Annotated in this window: 17 protein-coding genes; 10 read left to right on the plus strand and 7 right to left on the minus strand. The window is 57.4% G+C overall.

The annotated features are described in order from the left end of the window. Nucleotides 1-60: 60 nt before the first annotated feature. The 3 genes from B4U49_RS16895 to B4U49_RS16905 all read right to left on the minus strand — a co-directional run bounded on the left by B4U49_RS16895 (nt 61) and on the right by B4U49_RS16905 (nt 1,758). Nucleotides 61-375, minus strand: a complete 315-nt coding sequence (locus tag B4U49_RS16895) for a YebG family protein (protein WP_078085781.1) — start codon at nt 373-375, stop codon at nt 61-63. A gap of 115 nt (nt 376-490) precedes the next feature. After that, nucleotides 491-1,117 carry a LysE family translocator gene (locus B4U49_RS16900; RefSeq protein ID WP_158078648.1) on the minus strand — a complete coding sequence of 209 codons (627 nt, stop codon included), beginning with the start codon at nt 1,115-1,117 and terminating at the stop codon, nt 491-493. Next, a complete protein-coding gene (locus tag B4U49_RS16905; RefSeq protein WP_078085783.1) occupies nt 1,117-1,758 on the minus strand; it encodes a DUF924 family protein in 642 nt (213 codons plus the stop codon). Before B4U49_RS16905 ends, B4U49_RS16900 begins: the two co-directional genes overlap by 1 nt. A gap of 328 nt (nt 1,759-2,086) precedes the next feature. Between B4U49_RS16905 and B4U49_RS16910 the strand changes: the two genes are divergently transcribed. The 3 genes from B4U49_RS16910 to B4U49_RS16920 are packed head-to-tail and all read left to right on the plus strand — an operon-like array spanning nt 2,087 to nt 3,917. Continuing rightward, nucleotides 2,087-2,941 (plus strand): DUF6249 domain-containing protein, encoded by an 855-nt coding sequence (locus B4U49_RS16910; protein ID WP_239692686.1) that lies wholly within the window; start codon nt 2,087-2,089, stop codon nt 2,939-2,941. 12 nt (nt 2,942-2,953) lie between these two features. After that, nucleotides 2,954-3,508, plus strand: coding sequence for a sigma-70 family RNA polymerase sigma factor (locus tag B4U49_RS16915; protein WP_078085785.1), 555 nt, complete (start codon nt 2,954-2,956; stop codon nt 3,506-3,508). A gap of 40 nt (nt 3,509-3,548) precedes the next feature. Continuing rightward, a complete protein-coding gene (locus B4U49_RS16920) occupies nt 3,549-3,917 on the plus strand; it encodes a hypothetical protein (RefSeq protein ID WP_143735717.1) in 369 nt (122 codons plus the stop codon). 80 nt (nt 3,918-3,997) lie between these two features. Here B4U49_RS16920 and B4U49_RS16925 read toward each other — a convergent pair whose 3' ends face one another. Next, nucleotides 3,998-4,456, minus strand: a complete 459-nt coding sequence (locus B4U49_RS16925; RefSeq protein ID WP_078085787.1) for an LEA/WHy family protein — start codon at nt 4,454-4,456, stop codon at nt 3,998-4,000. 449 nt (nt 4,457-4,905) lie between these two features. On the opposite strand from B4U49_RS16925, the gene B4U49_RS16930 reads away from it, so the two are divergent. Further along, nucleotides 4,906-5,823, plus strand: coding sequence for a 2OG-Fe(II) oxygenase (locus B4U49_RS16930; RefSeq protein ID WP_204903072.1), 918 nt, complete (start codon nt 4,906-4,908; stop codon nt 5,821-5,823). A 94-nt stretch (nt 5,824-5,917) separates the two neighbouring features. Beyond that, the gene (locus tag B4U49_RS16935; RefSeq protein WP_204903073.1) at nt 5,918-6,943 is read left to right on the plus strand and encodes a mechanosensitive ion channel family protein; all 1,026 of its coding nucleotides are present in this window, start codon (nt 5,918-5,920) and stop codon (nt 6,941-6,943) included. Nucleotides 6,944-6,954: 11 nt separating this feature from the next. Here the strand turns inward: B4U49_RS16935 and maiA are convergent, their stop codons facing one another. After that, nucleotides 6,955-7,590: a maleylacetoacetate isomerase gene (gene maiA / locus B4U49_RS16940; RefSeq protein WP_078085789.1), complete on the minus strand. Its 636-nt coding sequence runs from the start codon at nt 7,588-7,590 to the stop codon at nt 6,955-6,957. Nucleotides 7,591-7,965: 375 nt separating this feature from the next. Here maiA and B4U49_RS16945 point away from each other — a divergent pair, with 375 nt between their 5' ends. The 5 genes from B4U49_RS16945 (at nt 7,966) to B4U49_RS16965 (ending at nt 14,578) form a co-directional block, all read left to right on the plus strand. Then, the gene (locus tag B4U49_RS16945; RefSeq protein WP_078085790.1) at nt 7,966-8,487 is read left to right on the plus strand and encodes a MarR family winged helix-turn-helix transcriptional regulator; all 522 of its coding nucleotides are present in this window, start codon (nt 7,966-7,968) and stop codon (nt 8,485-8,487) included. Between the two features lie 102 nt (nt 8,488-8,589). After that, on the plus strand, nt 8,590-9,786 hold the full coding sequence (locus tag B4U49_RS16950) for an amino acid aminotransferase (protein ID WP_078085791.1): 1,197 nt from the start codon (nt 8,590-8,592) through the stop codon (nt 9,784-9,786). A gap of 91 nt (nt 9,787-9,877) precedes the next feature. Next, complete coding sequence (locus B4U49_RS16955; RefSeq protein WP_078085845.1) at nt 9,878-11,275, plus strand: class II 3-deoxy-7-phosphoheptulonate synthase; 1,398 nt, start codon at nt 9,878-9,880, stop codon at nt 11,273-11,275. 42 nt (nt 11,276-11,317) lie between these two features. Continuing rightward, on the plus strand, nt 11,318-12,001 hold the full coding sequence (locus B4U49_RS16960; protein WP_078085792.1) for a glutathione S-transferase family protein: 684 nt from the start codon (nt 11,318-11,320) through the stop codon (nt 11,999-12,001). Between the two features lie 357 nt (nt 12,002-12,358). Then, nucleotides 12,359-14,578, plus strand: a complete 2,220-nt coding sequence (locus B4U49_RS16965) for a M3 family metallopeptidase (protein WP_078085793.1) — start codon at nt 12,359-12,361, stop codon at nt 14,576-14,578. Between the two features lie 138 nt (nt 14,579-14,716). Here the strand turns inward: B4U49_RS16965 and B4U49_RS16970 are convergent, their stop codons facing one another. Next, nucleotides 14,717-16,369, minus strand: a complete 1,653-nt coding sequence (locus B4U49_RS16970; protein ID WP_078085794.1) for an amidohydrolase — start codon at nt 16,367-16,369, stop codon at nt 14,717-14,719. Nucleotides 16,370-16,464: 95 nt separating this feature from the next. Further along, a complete protein-coding gene (locus B4U49_RS16975) occupies nt 16,465-18,354 on the minus strand; it encodes an autotransporter domain-containing protein (RefSeq protein ID WP_143735718.1) in 1,890 nt (629 codons plus the stop codon). Between the last annotated feature and the right edge of the window lie 124 nt (nt 18,355-18,478).

The following is an 18,478-nucleotide window of genomic DNA, read 5'->3' on the forward strand; positions in this document are numbered from 1 at the left end:
ATGGAATTTCTGGGGAATATGCGTAACCGGTGGGGGCGCCGGCTGCGCGAGCTGCCAGAATTACTGGTTAGCAGCCAGGGGGGTGACGTTTTCACCGCTGTTGTCTGATTCACTGCCTGACTGCTCGCTGGTTTCTTCTGCCGCGAGCAGCTCCTCCGGCTTGCCTTTACAGGCCTTGGCCAGTACTTCGCGACGCTTGGCGAGCATCAGGCCGATTTCTTCGCTGGCTTCTTCAGAAACGCCTTCAATATTACGCTCGATCAGCGCAGTAATATTGGCAGCCAGTTCCAGCATCTTGTCGTGTTCTTCGGCATCTTTTTTGTTGTCGAACATGGCTCCGTCTCTATCGCATTTCCAAACCGCTACTACCGCCATAATGGCCTCCTGTTGTCTTAATACAGTGATTCCGGGCTGAATCCGGACAATAACCGTAAATTGTTATTGAATTGGATGAATGTACAGTATCTGTATGCCTGTCCAGTGTCAACCTTCAAATCTGCCACAGCAGACGACCGGCGAGGGCAATCAGCAGAATGCCGAACAGTTGTTGCAGGCGGTGGCTCCAGCGACCGGGGCGAATACCCTTGCGGCGGCCAAAGTAGAGGGCTGCACTGACCAGCAGATACCAGAGTGTATCGATGCCGGCCGCCAGGCCGGCCATGGCGAACTTGGTGGCCGTGGCCTGCTCGGCACCGACAAACTGGCTGAACAGGGCGGCGAAAAACAGCGCCACCTTGGGGTTGAACAGGGCGATCCCAAATCCCTGTGCCGCGGCCGCCGCAATGGACTGCCGGGGTGCGTCGGGATTCGGGGTCGTTGCGTCTGATGCCTGTGGCGCGGGCGCGCGGATGGATTTCCAGCCCAGATACACTAGAAACAGGGCGCCGCCCCATTGCAGGCCGGTAAACAAATGAGGGGAGTTTGTCAGCACCAGGCTGAGCCCCAGGGCGGTCAGCAGCGCGTAGCCGCCAATACCTGCACCGTGGGCGATGGCACAGGCGGCCCCGTGGGCAAACCCGGTACTGGCATTGCGCACGACAATCAACAGGCTCGGCCCCGGGGACATGGCACCCAGGGCGCAGACGCCAGCGAGAGAAAACCAGGCTAACCAGTCCATTAAAAGCCGCCCCCGTTGTCCAGCCATTCCTGCTCTTGCGGGGTATTCTCACGACCGAGCGCGGCGTTGCGGTGTGGGTAGCGCCCAAATTGCTCGATGACGTTCTGGTGGGCCACGGCGAAGCGATAGTAGTCCTCGGCAAGCTTGGCGGCCTGTGGGCCGGCGCTGTCCACGTTAAAGTCCGTGCGCAGCTGGTCGAAGTAGGCGACTGACTGGGCTTGCACCTCCGGCAGCTCCGAGTGTTCCAGAGGCATGCCGGCAAACGCGCGCTGGTGCAGTCCCAGCTTGCACTGGTGGTTGTTGCGGATCATGGCCTGGGTGACTTCCAGCGCAACCGGGTCTCCGGCAAAGGCTTTGGCGGAACCGCGGTAGATGTTACGGGTGAACTGGTCGCAGAGAAGTATCAGTGCCAACTGGCCTTCGGCGCTATCACCCCAGCTCGTCAGCTCCCCAGACAGTGCCGCGCCGATGGTGTTTTCAAAACGATTGCGGATCTCCAGGTCAAATTCGTCATTGCGTTGGAACCAGCGGGCACGCTGTTGCGCCGGGGTATCTCCGTCCAGCGCATTGCTGCCGAACCAGTAAGTGAGAATCTCGGCAGGGTGGGCAATTGTGGTGACGGTCAGCTCGTCTGAAGTCATGAAAACCCCGTTTTATGGTTATATTGCGGCGCATTATCGGCCCCAGGCCCGCCAATTAGCCTGGATCTGTGGTTCTTCTACCGGGCCCCCTGAAATATTTGACCCGTCTTTGCATCCAAAGGGCGCATCTCCGGCGTCCATCAGGAGAAGGGTAAAGCCCGGCCAAGCAACAGTCAGTAAGGTAACCCGGAATGTGCCCCTGATACAGGGTGCTCAAAAAAGGTACACTCTGACGCGAGAAAGGTCCCGGGTCCCCGGATGGGGCCAGTTTACCGCGGGTCAGACTAGTAAGAGCGAGATAACACCAATGAGAGCGAAAGATTCAATTGTGCGTAACCGACTGCCCGGCTGGGCACTCGCGATCGCAGCAACCCTGGCGATGGGCGTCTCCGGCACTCTGCTGGCACAGGAAGATGCCGTAGCGCCACAGCCCCCCGAGCCCCCGGCCCCCGCGGTTGCGCCGGAGCCCCCTGCGAAGGACAAGGTGACCAAGCAGGTACGAATTCTGCGCCAGGAAGATGGCCGCCTGCGGATTCATACGCGCGATGAACACGGCGAGAGTGCCAATGTAGAGATCGACCTCGGCGAAGAGTTTGGCGGTGCGGTTACCCGTCGCATCTATGAGCAGCTGGTAGAGAAAGGGGTCCTTGACGACACGGGAGTGGTCGTAGAAGAGGCGCTGGAGTCGGTGCCGCGCAATATCAGCATCGGAATCAATGCCGATATGGAGCGGGCCGAACGTGCTCGCGAGCACGCTGAGCGAATGCACGAGCGCACCCATGAAATCCACGTGTCGCAAGAGCGCGGTGGCCGCTCCAGAGGGCCGGATATGGACTGGCTGATCGGTATTGTCGCGATTCTTGCGGTCTTCGGTACCCCGATTCTGATCGTGTGGCTGGTGACGCGTAATAGCTATCGCAAGAAACAGCTGGTGATGGAGAACATCAACCGTATGGTTTCTGAGGGACGCGATATTCCGCCGGAACTGCTGGATGCCCTGGAAGGCGAGAGTTCCGCGAACACCAAGGATCGGGGAATCACGCTGATTGCCATTGGCGCCGCGATCTTTATCTGGCTGTCTGCCTCCTCCGGTATCGGTGTCGGTAGCCTCGGGTTGATTCCCCTGTTTATCGGGATCGCCCGCTATATCAACTGGAAGCACGATCAACAGCAAGCGGGTTAAGGACAGCCATCCATGGACCTCAATGATGAGGATCTGATAAAGCGCGTCGTCGACGACGGGGACCAGCGGGCCTACGCCCAGCTGGTTCGTCGCTATCAGTCACAGCTGCGTTTCTCGCTCCGCCAGCTGTGCAATGGCGACCAGGGACTCGCCGACGACATGGCGCAAGAGGCTTTTATCAAGGCCTATAAGGCGCTGCCTGCGTTTCGTGGGGATGCGCGTTTCAGCACCTGGCTGTACCGCATCGCCTACAATCTGGTCATGAGTCACAAGCGCAAGAATGCACCAGACGTGGATCAGGAGGCAGTGGACCGCGCGCAGGCCCAGGAAAGTGTCGAAGAAGCACAGCAGCTGGGTATGGCCAGGGACCTGAATTCGGCAATGGGGGAATTGAGTGATGCCCAGAGACAGGCGGTGCATCTGTGTATGCAGCGCGGCTTTTCCCACGAGGAAGCGGCCACGATTATGAAGTTGCCGCTGGGCACGGTAAAATCCCATGTAAATCGCGCAAGGGCCAAATTGCAGACTCTGCTGCAGGCCTGGCGAGAGGAGGTAGCCAGTGGCTGATTCCCGAAATTCGAACAGTGATACTGCAGGTATTACAGGTATGGTAATTACAGATGGTGTTGTAAGGCCCGCTCCCGAACCATTTGGGCGCGATGAACCGGACTTTGACACCTGGTTGTCTCAGCAATTGCAGTTCAATGAACCGCACCTGGACAATGACGGCTTCTGTGAACGGGTGATGGCGCAGTTGCCGCCAGTGCCTGCCAAGCGGGCCGAGCGCAGGGCGACCCGTTACCAGTATGCGGCGGTAGTCGCGGCCTCGGCGATTGTCTGCTGGCAATTTCCCCTGGAAGAAGTCCTCACCGTGATGGCAGAGCAGAGCATCAGTCTCTACAGCCTGGTGGGAATCGGTATTCTCAGCTCCATGGTCGCCATGACCGGGGGTATTCTGGCGGCGCGCCGCGGCTAGCGCCAGATTGCTCTTCCTTGCCCCTGCGGGCCGGTGACTCCACCGGTCCGCAGATCCCTTCTTGACTCAATTCCCAAGCGTCAGCGCTGATACTGCCCCAGCTGGATGTTCCCCTGTTTACTGACCCGGATTGCCGGCAGGATCGAGCGCTGCAGGCCCAGCTTCGCTTCCAGTTCGTAGGGCACCGTATTCCCCTGCAGTCGAATCAGCTCCGCGGCAGCCATAAATGAGCCCATCAGATTTGCCGATGCGTCCACACTGATCGCCTGCTGACCGTAGGCGGGAATCACCGGCAGGTTACTGGAGGTACCGGTTACGACTTTGTGCCCCGCAAGTTTCAGGGTGTAGTAGAGGCCGGATAGGGCGAGTTCGCTGTTATTGGGGTTGAAGACCCGCAAGTGGATCCGAAAGCGCAGATCGCCACTGTGGTTGTTGGGCAGAGGTTCCAGCGCCGTTACCTGTACCTCCGGCTTTTCAAAATCCGGCGAGAGTACGGCGCACCCCGAGAACAGAGCGAGCGAGAGCAGTAGCGGTACCATCGCCCGCAGCCGCTTGCGTGTTGTAGCGACATGCCCAGATGGATGGCGGCTGCCAAGTAGTTTGGCAGACAGGATGTGAAGTGAGCGTTGGAGCGAGTAAATCAAGCGGGTTCCCCTCAGGTAGCGTGGCCGGTAGATCGGCGGTTCGGCGGTGTATTTGGCGCCGGTACAATTTTTCTCGAGCAAAGGTTATTCTGAATCGATGCGTTCCTCACGGAATTTTTGTTGCCCCATATTACATGGCTCACGAACTTTTTCCGGAGATCGCGCCCACCGATAGACAGCTTTGGCCTTAGCGGGTTCAACCCTGGAACCTGTCCGGTTTAGTCAGGTAAATGTCCGCACTGGCCAGGGATACGGGTCAATTGGGGGCGAACTATACTCAGGTCGAAAATCGGCCTCTATCGTCAGGGTGAGGTATAACCTAAACGAAGACAAAGGAGTGTCTTGTGGAGTTTGCTGAGCTTCAATCGGACCTTCAGCAGTGGATGCGCGATGCGGTCAGGCAGGGCCAGAGCCAGTCCACGATGATCGATGCGCTGCTGAAGGCGGGATATCAAACTTCCATTGCGGGAGCAGTGGAGCAGTGTTTTGCTGCTTGCGGGGCGGCGCAGCCCGTTACCCTGCAACCTTCTGAAGCTGGTGGGAGGGCAGAAACAGCGAGTGCTCCCGGGACGTCCGGCAAGCCGGATGATGGCGCGCGCTTCCGTCTGTTTGAACCCACCAGAAACCTCTACGATCTGGGTGATCGCCAGGTAGAGGTCCTGCTTTCGATCAAACAGCCCAATATCGTCATGTTCGGCAACCTGTTGTCGGACACCGAATGTGATGCGCTGATAGAAATGTCGCGGGAAAAACTCACCCCCTCCCGTGTTGTGAACGCAGATCGCGGCACCTACGACGTAGAGGCTGCGCGCACCAGCTCGGGGACCTATTACCGACCTGGCGCCAATCCACTGATCGCAGGTATCGAATCCCGTATTGAACGGCTGCTGGGGATACCCGCAAGCCGCGGTGAGTCGATGCAGATCCTGCACTATGAGCCGGGTGCCGAATACCGTCCGCATTTCGATTTCTTCAATCCCGAGAGAGCGGGTAACCAGCGGGTGTTGTCCAGGGGAGGGCAGCGTGTTGGTACCATGATCATGTATCTGAATGATGTGGAGGCGGGCGGATCGACCGTGTTTCCGCGGGTGTCGCTGGATGTCTTGCCCAAAAAAGGCTGCGGTCTGTTTTTTTCCTACGCCAATGAGCGCGGGGAGCTGGACCAGCGAACGCTACATGGCGGTAGCCCCGTCATTGCCGGTGAGAAGTGGATCGCCACCAAGTGGTTGAGGCTGGAAGACTATGTGTGTGACGAGGCGTGAATTACCCGCCCCGACCTGAATGCCCCCGGCTGGCAATTTGCTAGGCTGGTACAAGTTCGACTGAATCTGAGCGCGACTGTAATCGGCCATGTTTGTGACTCGCCTTTCTTTGTCTGCTTCCGATCTGCTCTCCGCTGGCGGGTCGATTCAGTCCAATCCCACTCTGCCAGTAGACACCGATAAGGCGAAGGAGTTGGCGGAAACGCTGGAACTCGCCAAGGCTGCCCCATCATCGCTGTCAGGCGTCGTGGAAACCGTGATGACTTCCCTGGATAAAATCTGGGAGGGGTTTCTCGCGCATATTCCATTCTTTATTGCCAGTGTTTTGATGCTGGTGGTGACCTGGGGAATCGCTACCGTAGCGGGAAAATTTGCCCGCCGATTTGCAAGAAAGACTACCCCGCGTCCGTCCCTGCAAGATCTGATGGTTCGCCTGACCAGAATCTTTATCTGGCTGATCGGGCTACTGTTTACCGCCATGGTGTTATTTCCCGGTTTGACCCCCGCCAAAGCACTGGGAGGGTTGGGATTGCTATCGGTGGCGGTAGGGTTCGCATTCAAGGATATTTTCGAGAATTTCTTTGCCGGTATCCTGATCCTGTGGCGGTTTCCGTTCGAGGCGGGCGACGTTATCAAGTGTGAGAACGTTGAGGGCAGGGTAGAGGCTGTAGAAGTGCGCAATACCACGATTCGCCGCACCACTGGTGAGCTGGTGATCGTGCCCAATCTGTTCCTGTTCAAAAATCCCTGCGAAATCCTCACTGATCGCAACAAGCGCCGTATCACTATCATTGCCGGTGTTGCCTACGGTGAGGATGTTGCCAGTGCGGTGGAAGTGATCAAGGAGGCGCTTGGTGAATGTGAAACCGTGCGGGATGACGAGCCGATTCAGGTGTTCCCGCAGGCGTTCGGTGACAGCAGTATCAATATTGAAGTTACCTGGTGGGCTGGATCGACTCCGTTTGAAGAGCGTCAATCCAGGGGGGAAGTGGTCACCGCCGTGAAACGGGCACTGGATGAAGCGGGTATAGAAATTCCCTTTCCCTATCGCACGCTTACCTTCAAAGAGCCTCTGCCGATCACAGGCAATACCACAGAGGCTCCTCAGCCGGGAGAGTAACGCTCTCGGAGTCAGATGGTGCTGTCCGGCTGATTCTCCGGGCGTGCTTTTTCAAATGCGGGCAGCTCTGCGCAGGCTTTTGCGATCGCCTCGATGCGGGGATAGGCGTCAAGTGCGACGCCGAAGCGCTCCGCGTTGTATATCTGTGGAATCAGGCAGCATTCAAACAGTCCCGGCGTATCGCCACCGGCGAACACACCGCCCTGTCCATCCAGCTGGGTTTCCAGCGCCTGGAAGCCACCGGTTATCCAGTGTCGGATCCACTCCACTTTTTGCGTATCACTGGCGCCCAGCTCCGCTTGGATATACTTGAGCACCCGCAGGTTCTGCACCGGCTGGATATCGCAGGCGACGTTGTAGGCGAGGGCGCGGACACGGGCCCTGTCGAGTGCGTCGTGGGGCAGGAGGGCGGGCTCCGGGTGCTGTTCGTCCAGCCACTCCAGGATGGCGAGGGATTGGGTAAATACATGGCCGCTCTCGATCAATGCGGGAACCAATCCCTGGGGGTTCAGGCTGCGGTAACGCGCCTCTACCTGTTCACCTTTTAGCAGGTTTACCGGGTGGTATTCGTAGCTGAGCCCTTTGAGATTCAGCGCGATCCGTACCCGGTAGCTGGCTGATGATCGGAAGTAACCGTGTAGTTCCATAAATGATTCCCTGGTTGGAGTTGTTCCCGTTCGGTCCCATATGCCGAGACTGGGAGAGGCGCGGGATAAGCGCAATAATCTGATTGGGGGTGGGTACTTTCAGCCGGTGGTCCCCGTAGAAGGGGCAATCGCGCGCAAATAGTTTGCGCAGAAGGCCTCAGAGGGTGCCAAAAATGGCGTCAAACGCCGTATAATGCGCGGCCAATCTCGTCTGTAGCTGTACAGGCGTACCCAATGGGTGAAGTTTCACCGACGGCGGCTGCCCAATCCCCGAAGCTGCCAAAAATTTCCTGCAATAGTGGTTACAATTGAAACCAATCTTAGTTACATTTGAAACCTGGTACAACCCGTCCAGCAGCAGGTGAATGGACCGCGATGACAATAGATAATACCAAGAGCGATACCACTGAGTTTTCTGATCCAATCGATGCAGTGCGTCCGGACGATCTGCGCCTGGAGAAATTCCTGCCATATCGTCTGTCTGTGCTGTCCAACCGGGTCAGCAATGCGATCGCTGACGCCTACAGTGCGCGATTCGATCTGACCATTCCCGCGTGGCGGGTAATGGCGATTCTCGGGCGCTTCCCGAACCTCTCAGCCGCAGAGCTGGTAGAGCAGACGGCAATGGACAAGGTTGCCATCAGTCGTGCCGTGTCCATTCTGATCAAGAATGATTACATCACCCGCAGTGAAGACCTGGCTGACCGTCGCCGCCAGGTGCTGAACCTGTCGGAGCTCGGTCGTGATGTCTACGAGCGCATCGTGCCGCTGGCGCAGCAGTACGAGAATGACCTGATGGGGTCGCTGTCTACGGAGGAGCGCAATCAGCTCGATAGCATCATCGAGAAGTTGATGGCGCGCGCCCAGGATTGGGCCAATCGCGGCCTGATCGACTGATCCCCAAATCTTCTGCCACGCTTCATCCCATAATCACTGAATTGGATTTTACCGACCGGTGCACCCCAGGGCGTGCACTGGCACGAATTACCAGGAGTTACCATGTTTGACCACCTGAGCAGCCTTCCTGCAGATCCCATCCTCGGCCTGCTGGCCACTTACCGCGCCGATGAAAACCCCAACAAGATTGACCTGGGGGTGGGTGTTTATAAAGACGAAGCCGGCCATACCCCGGTTCTGCAAGCGGTAAAAGAAGCGGAAACGCGTCTGCTGCAGAGCGAAGATACCAAGGCCTATGTCGGACCGGCGGGTACACCTGGCTTCAATACCGCCATGCAGGAACTGGTGCTTGGTGCCGGGCACGCGGCACTGGTGGGTAATCGTGTGCGCTCTGCACAGACCCCCGGTGGCTGCGGTGCCTTGCGTGTACTGGCGGAGTTTTCCAATCGCGCCAAAGAAGGTGCGACCATCTGGGTGAGCGACCCGACCTGGGCCAATCACGTTCCGCTGCTGGGCAATGCTGGTCTGCAGATCAAGAGCTATCCCTATTACGACCGCGCCACCAGCAGCCTGCAGTTCGATGCCATGGTGGAGACACTGAAACAAGTGGGTGAGGGCGATCTCGTTCTGTTCCACGCATGCTGCCACAACCCCTGTGGTGCGGACCTGAGCCGCGCGCAGTGGAAAGTGCTGGCTGAAATGGCGCAGAAGCAGGGCTTCACACCGTTTATCGATATGGCTTACCAGGGCTTTGGTGACAGTCTCGATGCGGACGCTTACGGCCTGCGCCTGATGGCAGAATCTGTGCCCGAAATGCTGGTTGCGGCTTCCTGCTCCAAGAATTTTGGCCTTTATCGCGAGCGCGTTGGACTGGCGATGGTGATTTACAGCGACGCGGCGGCAGCAGACCGCGGCCAGAGCCAGTTGCTGAACGTCGTGCGCGGCAACTATTCCATGCCGCCGAACCACGGCGGTGCCATCGTTGAATCCATCCTTACCGACGCCAGCCTACGCGCCAACTGGGAAGCCGAACTGACCGAAATGCGTGAGCGCATCAATAGCCTGCGTAGCGGAGTAGTTGAAAGCCTGCAGTCCGCCGGTGCGGCTGGAGATTTCAGCTTTATCCAGCGACAGAAGGGTATGTTCTCATTCCTGGGAATTACTCCGGAGCAGGTGCAAAAGCTGCAGCAGGATTATTCCATTTATATGGTAGATTCCAGCCGTATCAGCATTGCTGGCCTGAGCCAGGGCAATATGGCGTATTTCTGTCAATCCGTTGCAGAGGTGCTGGAGTCCTGATGGCAGTCGCGGCAACTGTCGCGACTTGCCGGTTAAGTGCGCTGCTGAGCGGCAGCGCGCTGAAGTAAATATTTTTGATGTAGAGCCGAAAATGGAAGTTGAGGTAGACAAGCCCGTGTCAGAGCCCCTAGTCAAACCCTGGGATCCCGCCAGCTGGCGCAAATTGCAGGCACACCAGCAGCCTAAATATCCGCAGGCGGCAGCAGTGGAGTCAGTTGAGCAGCAGCTGGCCAGTTATCCGCCGCTGGTGTTTGCCCAAGAGGCCAGAGACTTGCGCAGCCACCTGGCTGAAGTGGCTCAGGGCAAAGCATTTTTACTACAGGGTGGGGATTGCGCGGAATCTTTTGCGGATTTCAATGCAAACCGGATTCGCGACACTTTCAAGGTGCTGCTGCAGATGGCGGTGGTGCTCACCTTTGCCGGCAACCTGCCGGTGGTGAAAGTGGCGCGCATGGCCGGCCAGTACGCCAAACCGCGCTCTGCAGACATGGAAAGCGTGGATGGTGTTGAGCTGCCGAGTTATCGTGGCGACATCATCAACGGCATCGACTTCACCGCAGAGGCCCGGGTGCCGGATCCCCAGCGGATGCTGACTGCCTACAATCAGTCCGCGGCAACCCTTAACCTGCTGCGCGCCTTTGCTCAGGGCGGGCTTGCGGATCTGCACCAGGTGCATGCCTGGAACCTGAGCTTCCTTGAAAACAATCCGCAGCGGGATCGCTACGCGCAACTGGCGGAGCGTCTGCAGGACGCGCTGGAATTTATGGCCGTTTGCGGTGTGAATTCGGCAAATACTCCGGCTATTCGCGAGACAACACTGTACACCTCCCATGAGGCGTTGCTGCTGAATTACGAACAGGCTCTTACGCGCACCGACAGCCTCACCGGCAAGTGGTATGACTGCTCCGCGCATATGCTGTGGATCGGCGAGCGCACGCGCCAGCTGGATGCCGCGCATATCGAATTTCTTGCCGGCGTGTGGAATCCCATCGGTGTCAAGGTCGGCCCCGGCATGGATACCGATGAGCTGATCCGCCTGATTGATCGCCTGAACCCGAACAACGAGCCCGGACGATTGACCCTGATTACCCGCATGGGTGCGGACACCCTGGGTGATAAATTGCCCGCACTGGTGCGTGCGGTGGAAAGGGAAGGGCGCTCCGTTGTATGGAGTACCGACCCCATGCACGGTAATACCGAGAAAGCTTCCAGCGGTTTCAAAACCCGCAATTTCGATAACATCCTGCGGGAAATTCGTGACTTCTTCGCTGTGCACCGCGCGGAAGGGACGCACCCGGGCGGGATCCACCTGGAGATGACCGGACAGCATGTGACCGAGTGTACTGGCGGCGCCTGGAAAATCTCCGATGCGGATCTGGCCAGTTGTTACCGCACCCAGTGCGACCCACGGCTGAATGCAGATCAGGTTCTGGAGCTTGCTTTCTGTATTTCCGAAATGCTGCGCGACGGCCGCAACGGCGGTAACTAATCGAACCGCACTCAGTTTAATTCACCGGATAGGGAGATCGGGATGTATCAATTATTTATCGGCAACAAAAACTATTCATCCTGGTCTCTGCGCCCCTGGCTGCTGGCGACCGAGCTGGACATTCCCTTTGAAGAACAGCTGGTGCCCTTCGACGAGGGCAGTAGCTGGAATAAATTCCGCAAGTTTTCTCCCACCGGTCTGGTGCCCTGTCTGGTTGACGGCGATACCACCGTATGGGATTCCCTCGCCATCACCGAATATCTCTACGAGTCCCACCCGGGGGTTTGGCCTGAAAACAAGCAGGCGAGGGCCTGGGCGCGCTGTGCGACTGCTGAGATGCACGCCGGATTCTTTGCGCTGCGCAATCAGTGCAGTATGAGTTGCGGCGTCACCGTATCCCTGAAGCAGGTGGATCAGGCACTGCAGAAGGATCTGGATCGCATCGAGGAACTCTGGAAACAGGGAATGTCGCGTTTTGGTGGTCCGTTTCTGGCCGGGCACGGGTTCACCGCTGTGGACGCATTCTTTGCACCGGTGGTAATCCGCATTACCGGTTACCAGCTCTCTTTGGGGCGCGAGGCAATGGATTATTGCCAGCGTATCCTCGCGCTTCCCGGTGTACAGTCGTGGATTGATGCGGCTCTGGATGAGCCTTGGCGGGAGACAGAGCACGAAGAAGAGCTACTCGCGGTCGGCAGTGTCGTAGAGGACCGGCGCCGGGCCTGATGGCCCGGTTGTATCTATTACACGGCGAACGCGCCTGCCCCTTCCTATCCCAGATTCCACAACTCCCTGATAAGCATCCCCTCATTTGTCGGCTTTCCGCAGCGCGCAGGCCGCTACGGGTTCTAAAGCTACAGTTAAAACTACCCACGTAATAAGTCGTTATCAAATGGCGCAAAAAATGTCAGCTCGTCAAATCCTCCGAAAGGTTAATCAGTGATGGGGGATAGTCCTGCGAGCAATGCACTTCGCGACAGGAAGTTTTGGGCTGGTGCGCAGCGCATAGCGGGATCTTCGACCCCGCGGTACACTCCGGGCACTCATAATTCTAATTAAGCAAACTACTAGAGGATCGAGTCGATGCGTCAAACACTGATCGCGATGTCCATCGCTGCTGCCCTGGCAACGGTTGCCGGTTGCAGTAAAGAGCCCGAACAAGTCCAGGCTGCGAAGCCGGCCGAGCAGGTATCCGCTTCTGCAGAAATCGTTGCGGACGTTGCCAAAAGCAATCCCTTGCTGGCGGAATGGGTAGGCCCGTATGGCGGTGTTCCGGCATTCGACAAGATGGATGTGGAAGCCCTGAAGCCAGCCCTGGAATACGGCATGGCTCAGAATTTGGCCGAAATCGACAAGATCGCCAACAATCCGGAAGCGCCGACCTTCGCCAATACCATCGAAGAGATGGAGCGCAGCGGCAAGGCGCTGAACCAGGTGTTCACCTACTGGGGTATCTGGAGCGGCAACATGTCTTCTCCGGAATTCCGTGCGGTGCAGGCGGAAATGGCCCCGAAACTGGCCGCCTTCAGCTCCAAGATTATTCAGAACGACAAGCTGTTCCAGCGTGTGAAAGCCGTTTTCGAGTCTCGCAATGATTCCGATTTGAGCGCCGAGCAGAAGCGCGTTGTCGAGCTGGTGTATGACGAGTTTGCGACCAACGGTGCGACCCTGTCGGGCGAAGACAAGAAGCGCTATGCGGAAATCAATAACCGCCTGGCCGAACTGCACACCAAGTTTGCCAACAACGTACTGGCAGATGAGGAAGGCTACGATATCTTCCTGACCGAAGATCAGCTGGCGGGCCTCCCTGAGTCCTTTGTCAAAGCGGCTGCCTCAATGGCTGAAGAAAAAGGACAGAAGGGCAAGTACGCGATCAAGAACACCCGTTCTTCCATGGATCCGTTCCTGACTTACTCTGAAGACCGCGCGCTGCGCGAGAAGGTGTGGACCAACTACTACAGCCGTGGCGACAACGGCGGTGAGCACGATAACAACGCGATCATCGCCGAGATCCTGCAGCTGCGCGATGAGCGTGTAGCATTGCTGGGTTTCGACAACTACGCCCAGTGGCGCTTGCAGAATCGCATGGCGAAGAACCCGGAAAATGCCATCGAGCTGATGGAAGCGGTTTGGCCGGCGGCGGTTGCCCGTGTGCATGAAGAAGTTGCAGATATGCAGGCGGTCGCCGATGCGGAAAAAGCCGGTATCAAGATCAAGCCATGGGACTACCGCTTTTATGCGGAAAAAGTCCGCAAGGCGAAGTACGACCTGAATTCCGATGAAGTGAAGCAGTACCTGCAGCTGGACAAGCTGCGCGAGGGCATGTTCTACGTTGCCGGCGAGCTGTTCAATTTCACTTTCACACCGGTAGAAGAGGGCAGTGTGCCGGTGTTCCATGAAGACGTTAAAGTCTGGGAAGTGAAAGACAAGGACTCTGGCGAACACATTGGCCTGTGGTATCTGGATCCGTTCGCCCGTACCGGTAAGCGCTCCGGTGCCTGGGCCAGCATGTACCGGGATCACACTACCTTTGATGGCAAGGAAACCGTACTGGCCTCCAACAACTCCAACTTTATCAAGGGTGCGCCCGGCGAGCCGGTACTGGTTGGTTGGGACGATGCGGAAACTTTCTTCCACGAGTTCGGCCACGCGCTGCACTTCCTGGCGTCCAACGTGAGCTACCCGACTTTGAACGGCGGCGTGCGTGATTACACCGAGTTCCAGTCCCAGTTGCTGGAGCGCTGGTTGAGCACCGACCCGATCATCGACAACTATCTGGTACACGCCAAAACCGGCGAGCCGATCCCGGCGGAGCTGGTGGCCAAAATCAAGAAGGCCGCCAATTTCAACCAGGGCTTCGCTACCACCGAATATCTGGCGTCCGCTCTGGTGGACATGAAACTGCACACTTCCGATCCCACAGGTATCGACCCGGACAAGTTCGAGCGCGAGACCCTGGATGCGCTGGGCATGCCGTCCGAACTGGTGATGCGTCATCGCACCCCGCACTTCGGCCACATCTTCTCCGGTGAAGGCTACTCTGCGGGTTACTACGGCTACATGTGGGCAGACGTGCTGACTTCCGATGCTTCTGAAGCATTCGCCGAAGCCGAAGGTGGTTTCTACGACAAGGAAGTAGCCGGCAAGCTGGTGAAGTACCTGTTCGCGCCGCGTAACGCAATGGATCCGGCGGAAGCTTACCGCAAATTCCGCGGCCGCGATGCGGGCATCGAGCCGCTGATGCGCGACCGAGGTTTCCCGGTGCCAGGTGAGGAAGGTACCGCCGCAGTGACGGGTGAGTAAAAGATATCTCGGCAGGTGGGGTTTAAAAAAACCAGTCGCTGAGGTTTAAACTAAAAAGCCGCGCTCCATTCGGAGTGCGGCTTTTTTTATTCCCGTGGTTTCAGATGCAGGGGGGAGATACGGATGATTTTTTGAAGGTTACTCGGGTCGCTCGTAAACCTTTTCACCTTCCACCCAGGTTTCCAGTACCTGTGCCTTCCAGATATCTTGCGGGTCAAGCTTGAAAATATCGCGATCAAGCAAAACAAAGTCTGCGAACTTGCCAGGCTCCAGATTGCCGATGAACTGCTCCTGGTGGCTGGCGTAGGCGGCGTCCAGAGTGAAGGAGCGTAGAGCTTCTTCCATTGTCATTGCTTCTTCCGTGTGCCAGCCTTTTTCGGGCTGACCTTGTCGGTCGCGACGCGTGACTGCAGCGTGTAGCCCGAATAGTGGATTTACCGGCTCCACCGGAAAATCCGAGCCAGAAGCAATTTTGGTGCCCTGGTTGAGGAATTTCCGCCATGCGTAGGCGCCCTCAAGACGCTTTTCCCCGAGGCGGTCGCCAGCCATATTCTTGTCGCTGGTTGCGTGCACGGGTTGCATGGAAGCGATCAAGTTCAAAGTGGGAAACTGCTCAATGTCCTCCAATGTCAGAACCTGAGCATGTTCGATGCGGTGGCGGAATGGCTTCTGGTCATTTTCTTTATTCAGCGTGTGGAATATATCCAGCACAATGTGGTTTGCGCGATCGCCAATGGCATGCACGTTCACCTGGAACTTGTTGTCCGCGGCCATTTTGATTTGCTTTAACAGCTCATCCTTCTGGTGGATCAGCAGGCCTTTTTCGCCCGGGCGATCATGGTAGGGCCGGAGCAGGGCGGCGCCACGACTGCCCAGCGCTCCGTCGGCATAGACCTTGATGCTGCGTACATAGAGCTTTTCGTCGGGCGCGCCGACATAACCGGCACCAAGGAGCTCGGGCAGGTGTTTGTCATCGCCGGAGATCATCGGATACATGCGTAGCGGGATCGCTTTGTCCGCGGCCAGTTGGCGGTATGCCTCCAGTGTCTGTTTTTCAACACCAGCGTCGTGGATGCCGGTCAGTCCAAGGGAGAGGGCGAGGTCAAACGCGGTACCGAGAGCGGCTTTTTCTTCCTGGAGGTCTGGCTGCGGGATTACGCTCTCCAGCATGGCCATTGCATTGTCCACGAGTACACCGGTCGGCTCGCCGTTTTCATCGCGAATGATCTCGCCGCCTGCGGGAGCCTTTGACTGGCGGGTGATTCCCGCGCGCGCCATTGCCGCGCTGTTGGCCCACCCCGCATGTCCGTCAATGCGACGCAGCCAGATCGGTTGGTCGATATCCAGTGCGTCGAGTTGTTGGCGTGTCGGAAATTGCTTGCCGCGCCACAGTACCTGGTTCCATCCGCGGCCGATCAGCCAATCGCCGGTTTGTTGATCGCGTGAAAATTGTTTGATCGCATTGAGTGTCTTCTGGAGGTCCAGGTCACGCAGATCCAGTTGCTGCTGCAGTCTTCCCTGTCCCAGGACGTGGCCGTGGGCATCGATTAATCCCGGTAACAGCACCTTACCGCCGGCATCAATTTTTGTTGCCTCCGGGTATTTCTGACTGAGTGGGGCGAAATCACCGGTGGCCAGTACCTTGCCCTGGTCAAACACCAATGTGTTGAACTGTTCAAGGTCGCGTTCGGTTGTTTGATAACCGGAGAAGTTATGCACGATCGTCGTGGCCTGGAGGTTCCAGGATGCGAGGATGGCGCACACGCCAACGAGGGTATGAGAGAGGCGCATAGTTATTAGCCTTGTTGAAGCGTCTGTCAGAGGATCACTTCGATGGTATCAGCGACTGCCAATTTGTCTACTTTCTACACGCGTCGATGCCCGTCTTAAAACGCGTGTAGAAAGTAGAGTCTGGCTTGCCATATTTCCAGGCCTTTGGCATCAATGCTTGTCTGGGAGACCTCCAGGTCCAGGTAGTTGCGCTCGGACACGACCCAGCGCGTTCCCGTGCGGGCGAGTCCGCTGAGCGGTTCTAAGGACTGATAGCCGCCACTGGTAACACCGCGAGCAACCTGCAAGTCATCCTGAAGGTCGAATGCGATGGTTGCGCCAAGCTCTAGATAGGGGGTGAGCATGCCGTGGTCTCCCATGCTAAATCCCCGCATGATGGTGATGCTGCTTTCCACGTAGCTGATGTGTCCGTCGGTATTGCGGAAGTTCAGTGTGAGTGGCCTGCCCAGCAGTTCACCGCTCAGATTTGAGTTGGTGGTTTCGAACCACGAATAGTTGAAGTGCATCCGCGGCAGGAATCCCCAGTTGCCCCAGCGCTGGAAGCCCTCCAGACCGATGTTGAACAGCCATTCGTTTACGTCATTGCTGCCGCGAAAATTGGCGAGGGAAATATCGGTATCTGTTCGGGAGTAATTGAGAGACGACGTCAGAGACAGCCCGGAGTCAAACTGGTATCCGGCGTAAGGCCCGATCGAAATCCGGTCGGCATCTGTCCGCAGGAATCCCCGTAATCCCTTACTGTCGAAATGGGAGGCCGCTACCGAGATCCCGGCTATCCCGCGCGCGCCCACCGGGCGATGTAAACCCAGCGTCAAGCGCGACTCGCTGGAATCGAAGTTCCTATTTCCTCTCCGGTCCCTGAGTTCTGTCTGGTCTGCCTCACTCCATACACGCCACTTTGCTTGCTGTTGCGAATAGCCCGTCAACAGGGCACCCAGATAGCGTGCGCTCAACGGTAGCCCGGATTTGTCGAATTCCTCCGCCTCAAACCAGTGGCCATCGTAATTTTCCGGGCAGGTCACATCGGCGCCCGAATAGTTCGCGGTCATCCGATGCCCGGTTTCGGGATCTATGCATACTACCCATCTGAAAACAGCGCCATCCTGGCCGCGCTGGTACAGGTTCGCGTCTCTAATTTCGTCGCGTGTTTCAGTGACGGGGCGCTCCGGTGTGATTGTTTCCGGTGGCCTTTGCACCGGTAACTCCGGTGTAATGCCGGTACCGGGAGGCCGTATTTCCGGCGTGATTCCCGTACCTGGCGGGCGCACCTCCGGGGTGATTCCAGTCCCGGGTGGGCGCACCTCGGGGGTAATACCAGTTCCGGGCGGGCGCATCTCGGGGGTGATGCCTGTACCTGGCGGGCGCACCTCGGGGGTGATACCGGTTCCGGGTGGCCTTAGTGTCGGAATTTCGGGGGTGATACCAACACCTGGCGGTCTCACTATCGGCACTTCCGGAGTGATTACGTCCACCGGCGGACGCACTACGGGCAGCTCCGGCATGATGTCGGTGATATTGCCTGGCGGAATAATGCCGATAGGGGGGACTGGGCGTGTCGTGGGGAGCTGCGGCAAAATGATGGGGTCGGATTTTTGATTATCGATATCAATGGTGCAGGGGTTGTTACCGCTCAAATCGAGCAAAGCATGTGTGCCTCCATTGCTCAGCACGAGGTTGGGGGAAACCGAGATATGTGCCCCAGGCGCCGCAAGGCTCCACTCATCAACAATGTCTTTGGTATTGACCACCTCTAAGCCAAAACTGCCAGCGGTTGTGTCGGACAGCCAGACCGAGCGTGTCAGATCAAAAGTGGCGCCAATAAAGGTGAGGGTACCGTCGGAATTGCACTTTTGTGCCAGTGTGGCCGGAGAGGAGAGCAGGAGTGCAACTGCGGCAATCAATTTGACCGTGAAAATCCTTTTCCGCATGAAAATACATCTTTCTTTGCTGTCGGCTGGACCTGATGTGTGCAGTGTGAACAGCACTTGATAGCTATTCTTTACCCTAGCCGAAATCTTCTGATATCGCCGTATGGCGACAAGTGAAAGTGGGGTGTGAGTGCTAGGTGTGAGTACCAGGTGTGAGTGCTACAGGAAAGGTTTAGCTGTA

It is taken from the genome of Microbulbifer mangrovi, from assembly GCF_002009015.1.
GTDB lineage: Bacteria > Pseudomonadota > Gammaproteobacteria > Pseudomonadales > Cellvibrionaceae > Microbulbifer > Microbulbifer mangrovi.

Coding starts and splice junctions, on each gene's coding strand:
- B4U49_RS16895 (WP_078085781.1), bottom strand. CDS start 375: ATGGCGGTAGTAGCGGTTTGGAAATGCGATAGAGACGGAGCCATGTTC.
- B4U49_RS16900 (WP_158078648.1), bottom strand. CDS start 1,117: ATGGACTGGTTAGCCTGGTTTTCTCTCGCTGGCGTCTGCGCCCTGGGT.
- B4U49_RS16905 (WP_078085783.1), bottom strand. CDS start 1,758: ATGACTTCAGACGAGCTGACCGTCACCACAATTGCCCACCCTGCCGAG.
- B4U49_RS16915 (WP_078085785.1), top strand. CDS start 2,954: ATGGACCTCAATGATGAGGATCTGATAAAGCGCGTCGTCGACGACGGG.
- B4U49_RS16920 (WP_143735717.1), top strand. CDS start 3,549: ATGGTAATTACAGATGGTGTTGTAAGGCCCGCTCCCGAACCATTTGGG.
- B4U49_RS16925 (WP_078085787.1), bottom strand. CDS start 4,456: ATGGTACCGCTACTGCTCTCGCTCGCTCTGTTCTCGGGGTGCGCCGTA.
- maiA (WP_078085789.1), bottom strand. CDS start 7,590: ATGGAACTACACGGTTACTTCCGATCATCAGCCAGCTACCGGGTACGG.
- B4U49_RS16945 (WP_078085790.1), top strand. CDS start 7,966: ATGACAATAGATAATACCAAGAGCGATACCACTGAGTTTTCTGATCCA.
- B4U49_RS16950 (WP_078085791.1), top strand. CDS start 8,590: ATGTTTGACCACCTGAGCAGCCTTCCTGCAGATCCCATCCTCGGCCTG.
- B4U49_RS16955 (WP_078085845.1), top strand. CDS start 9,878: ATGGAAGTTGAGGTAGACAAGCCCGTGTCAGAGCCCCTAGTCAAACCC.
- B4U49_RS16960 (WP_078085792.1), top strand. CDS start 11,318: ATGTATCAATTATTTATCGGCAACAAAAACTATTCATCCTGGTCTCTG.
- B4U49_RS16965 (WP_078085793.1), top strand. CDS start 12,359: ATGCGTCAAACACTGATCGCGATGTCCATCGCTGCTGCCCTGGCAACG.
- B4U49_RS16970 (WP_078085794.1), bottom strand. CDS start 16,369: ATGCGCCTCTCTCATACCCTCGTTGGCGTGTGCGCCATCCTCGCATCC.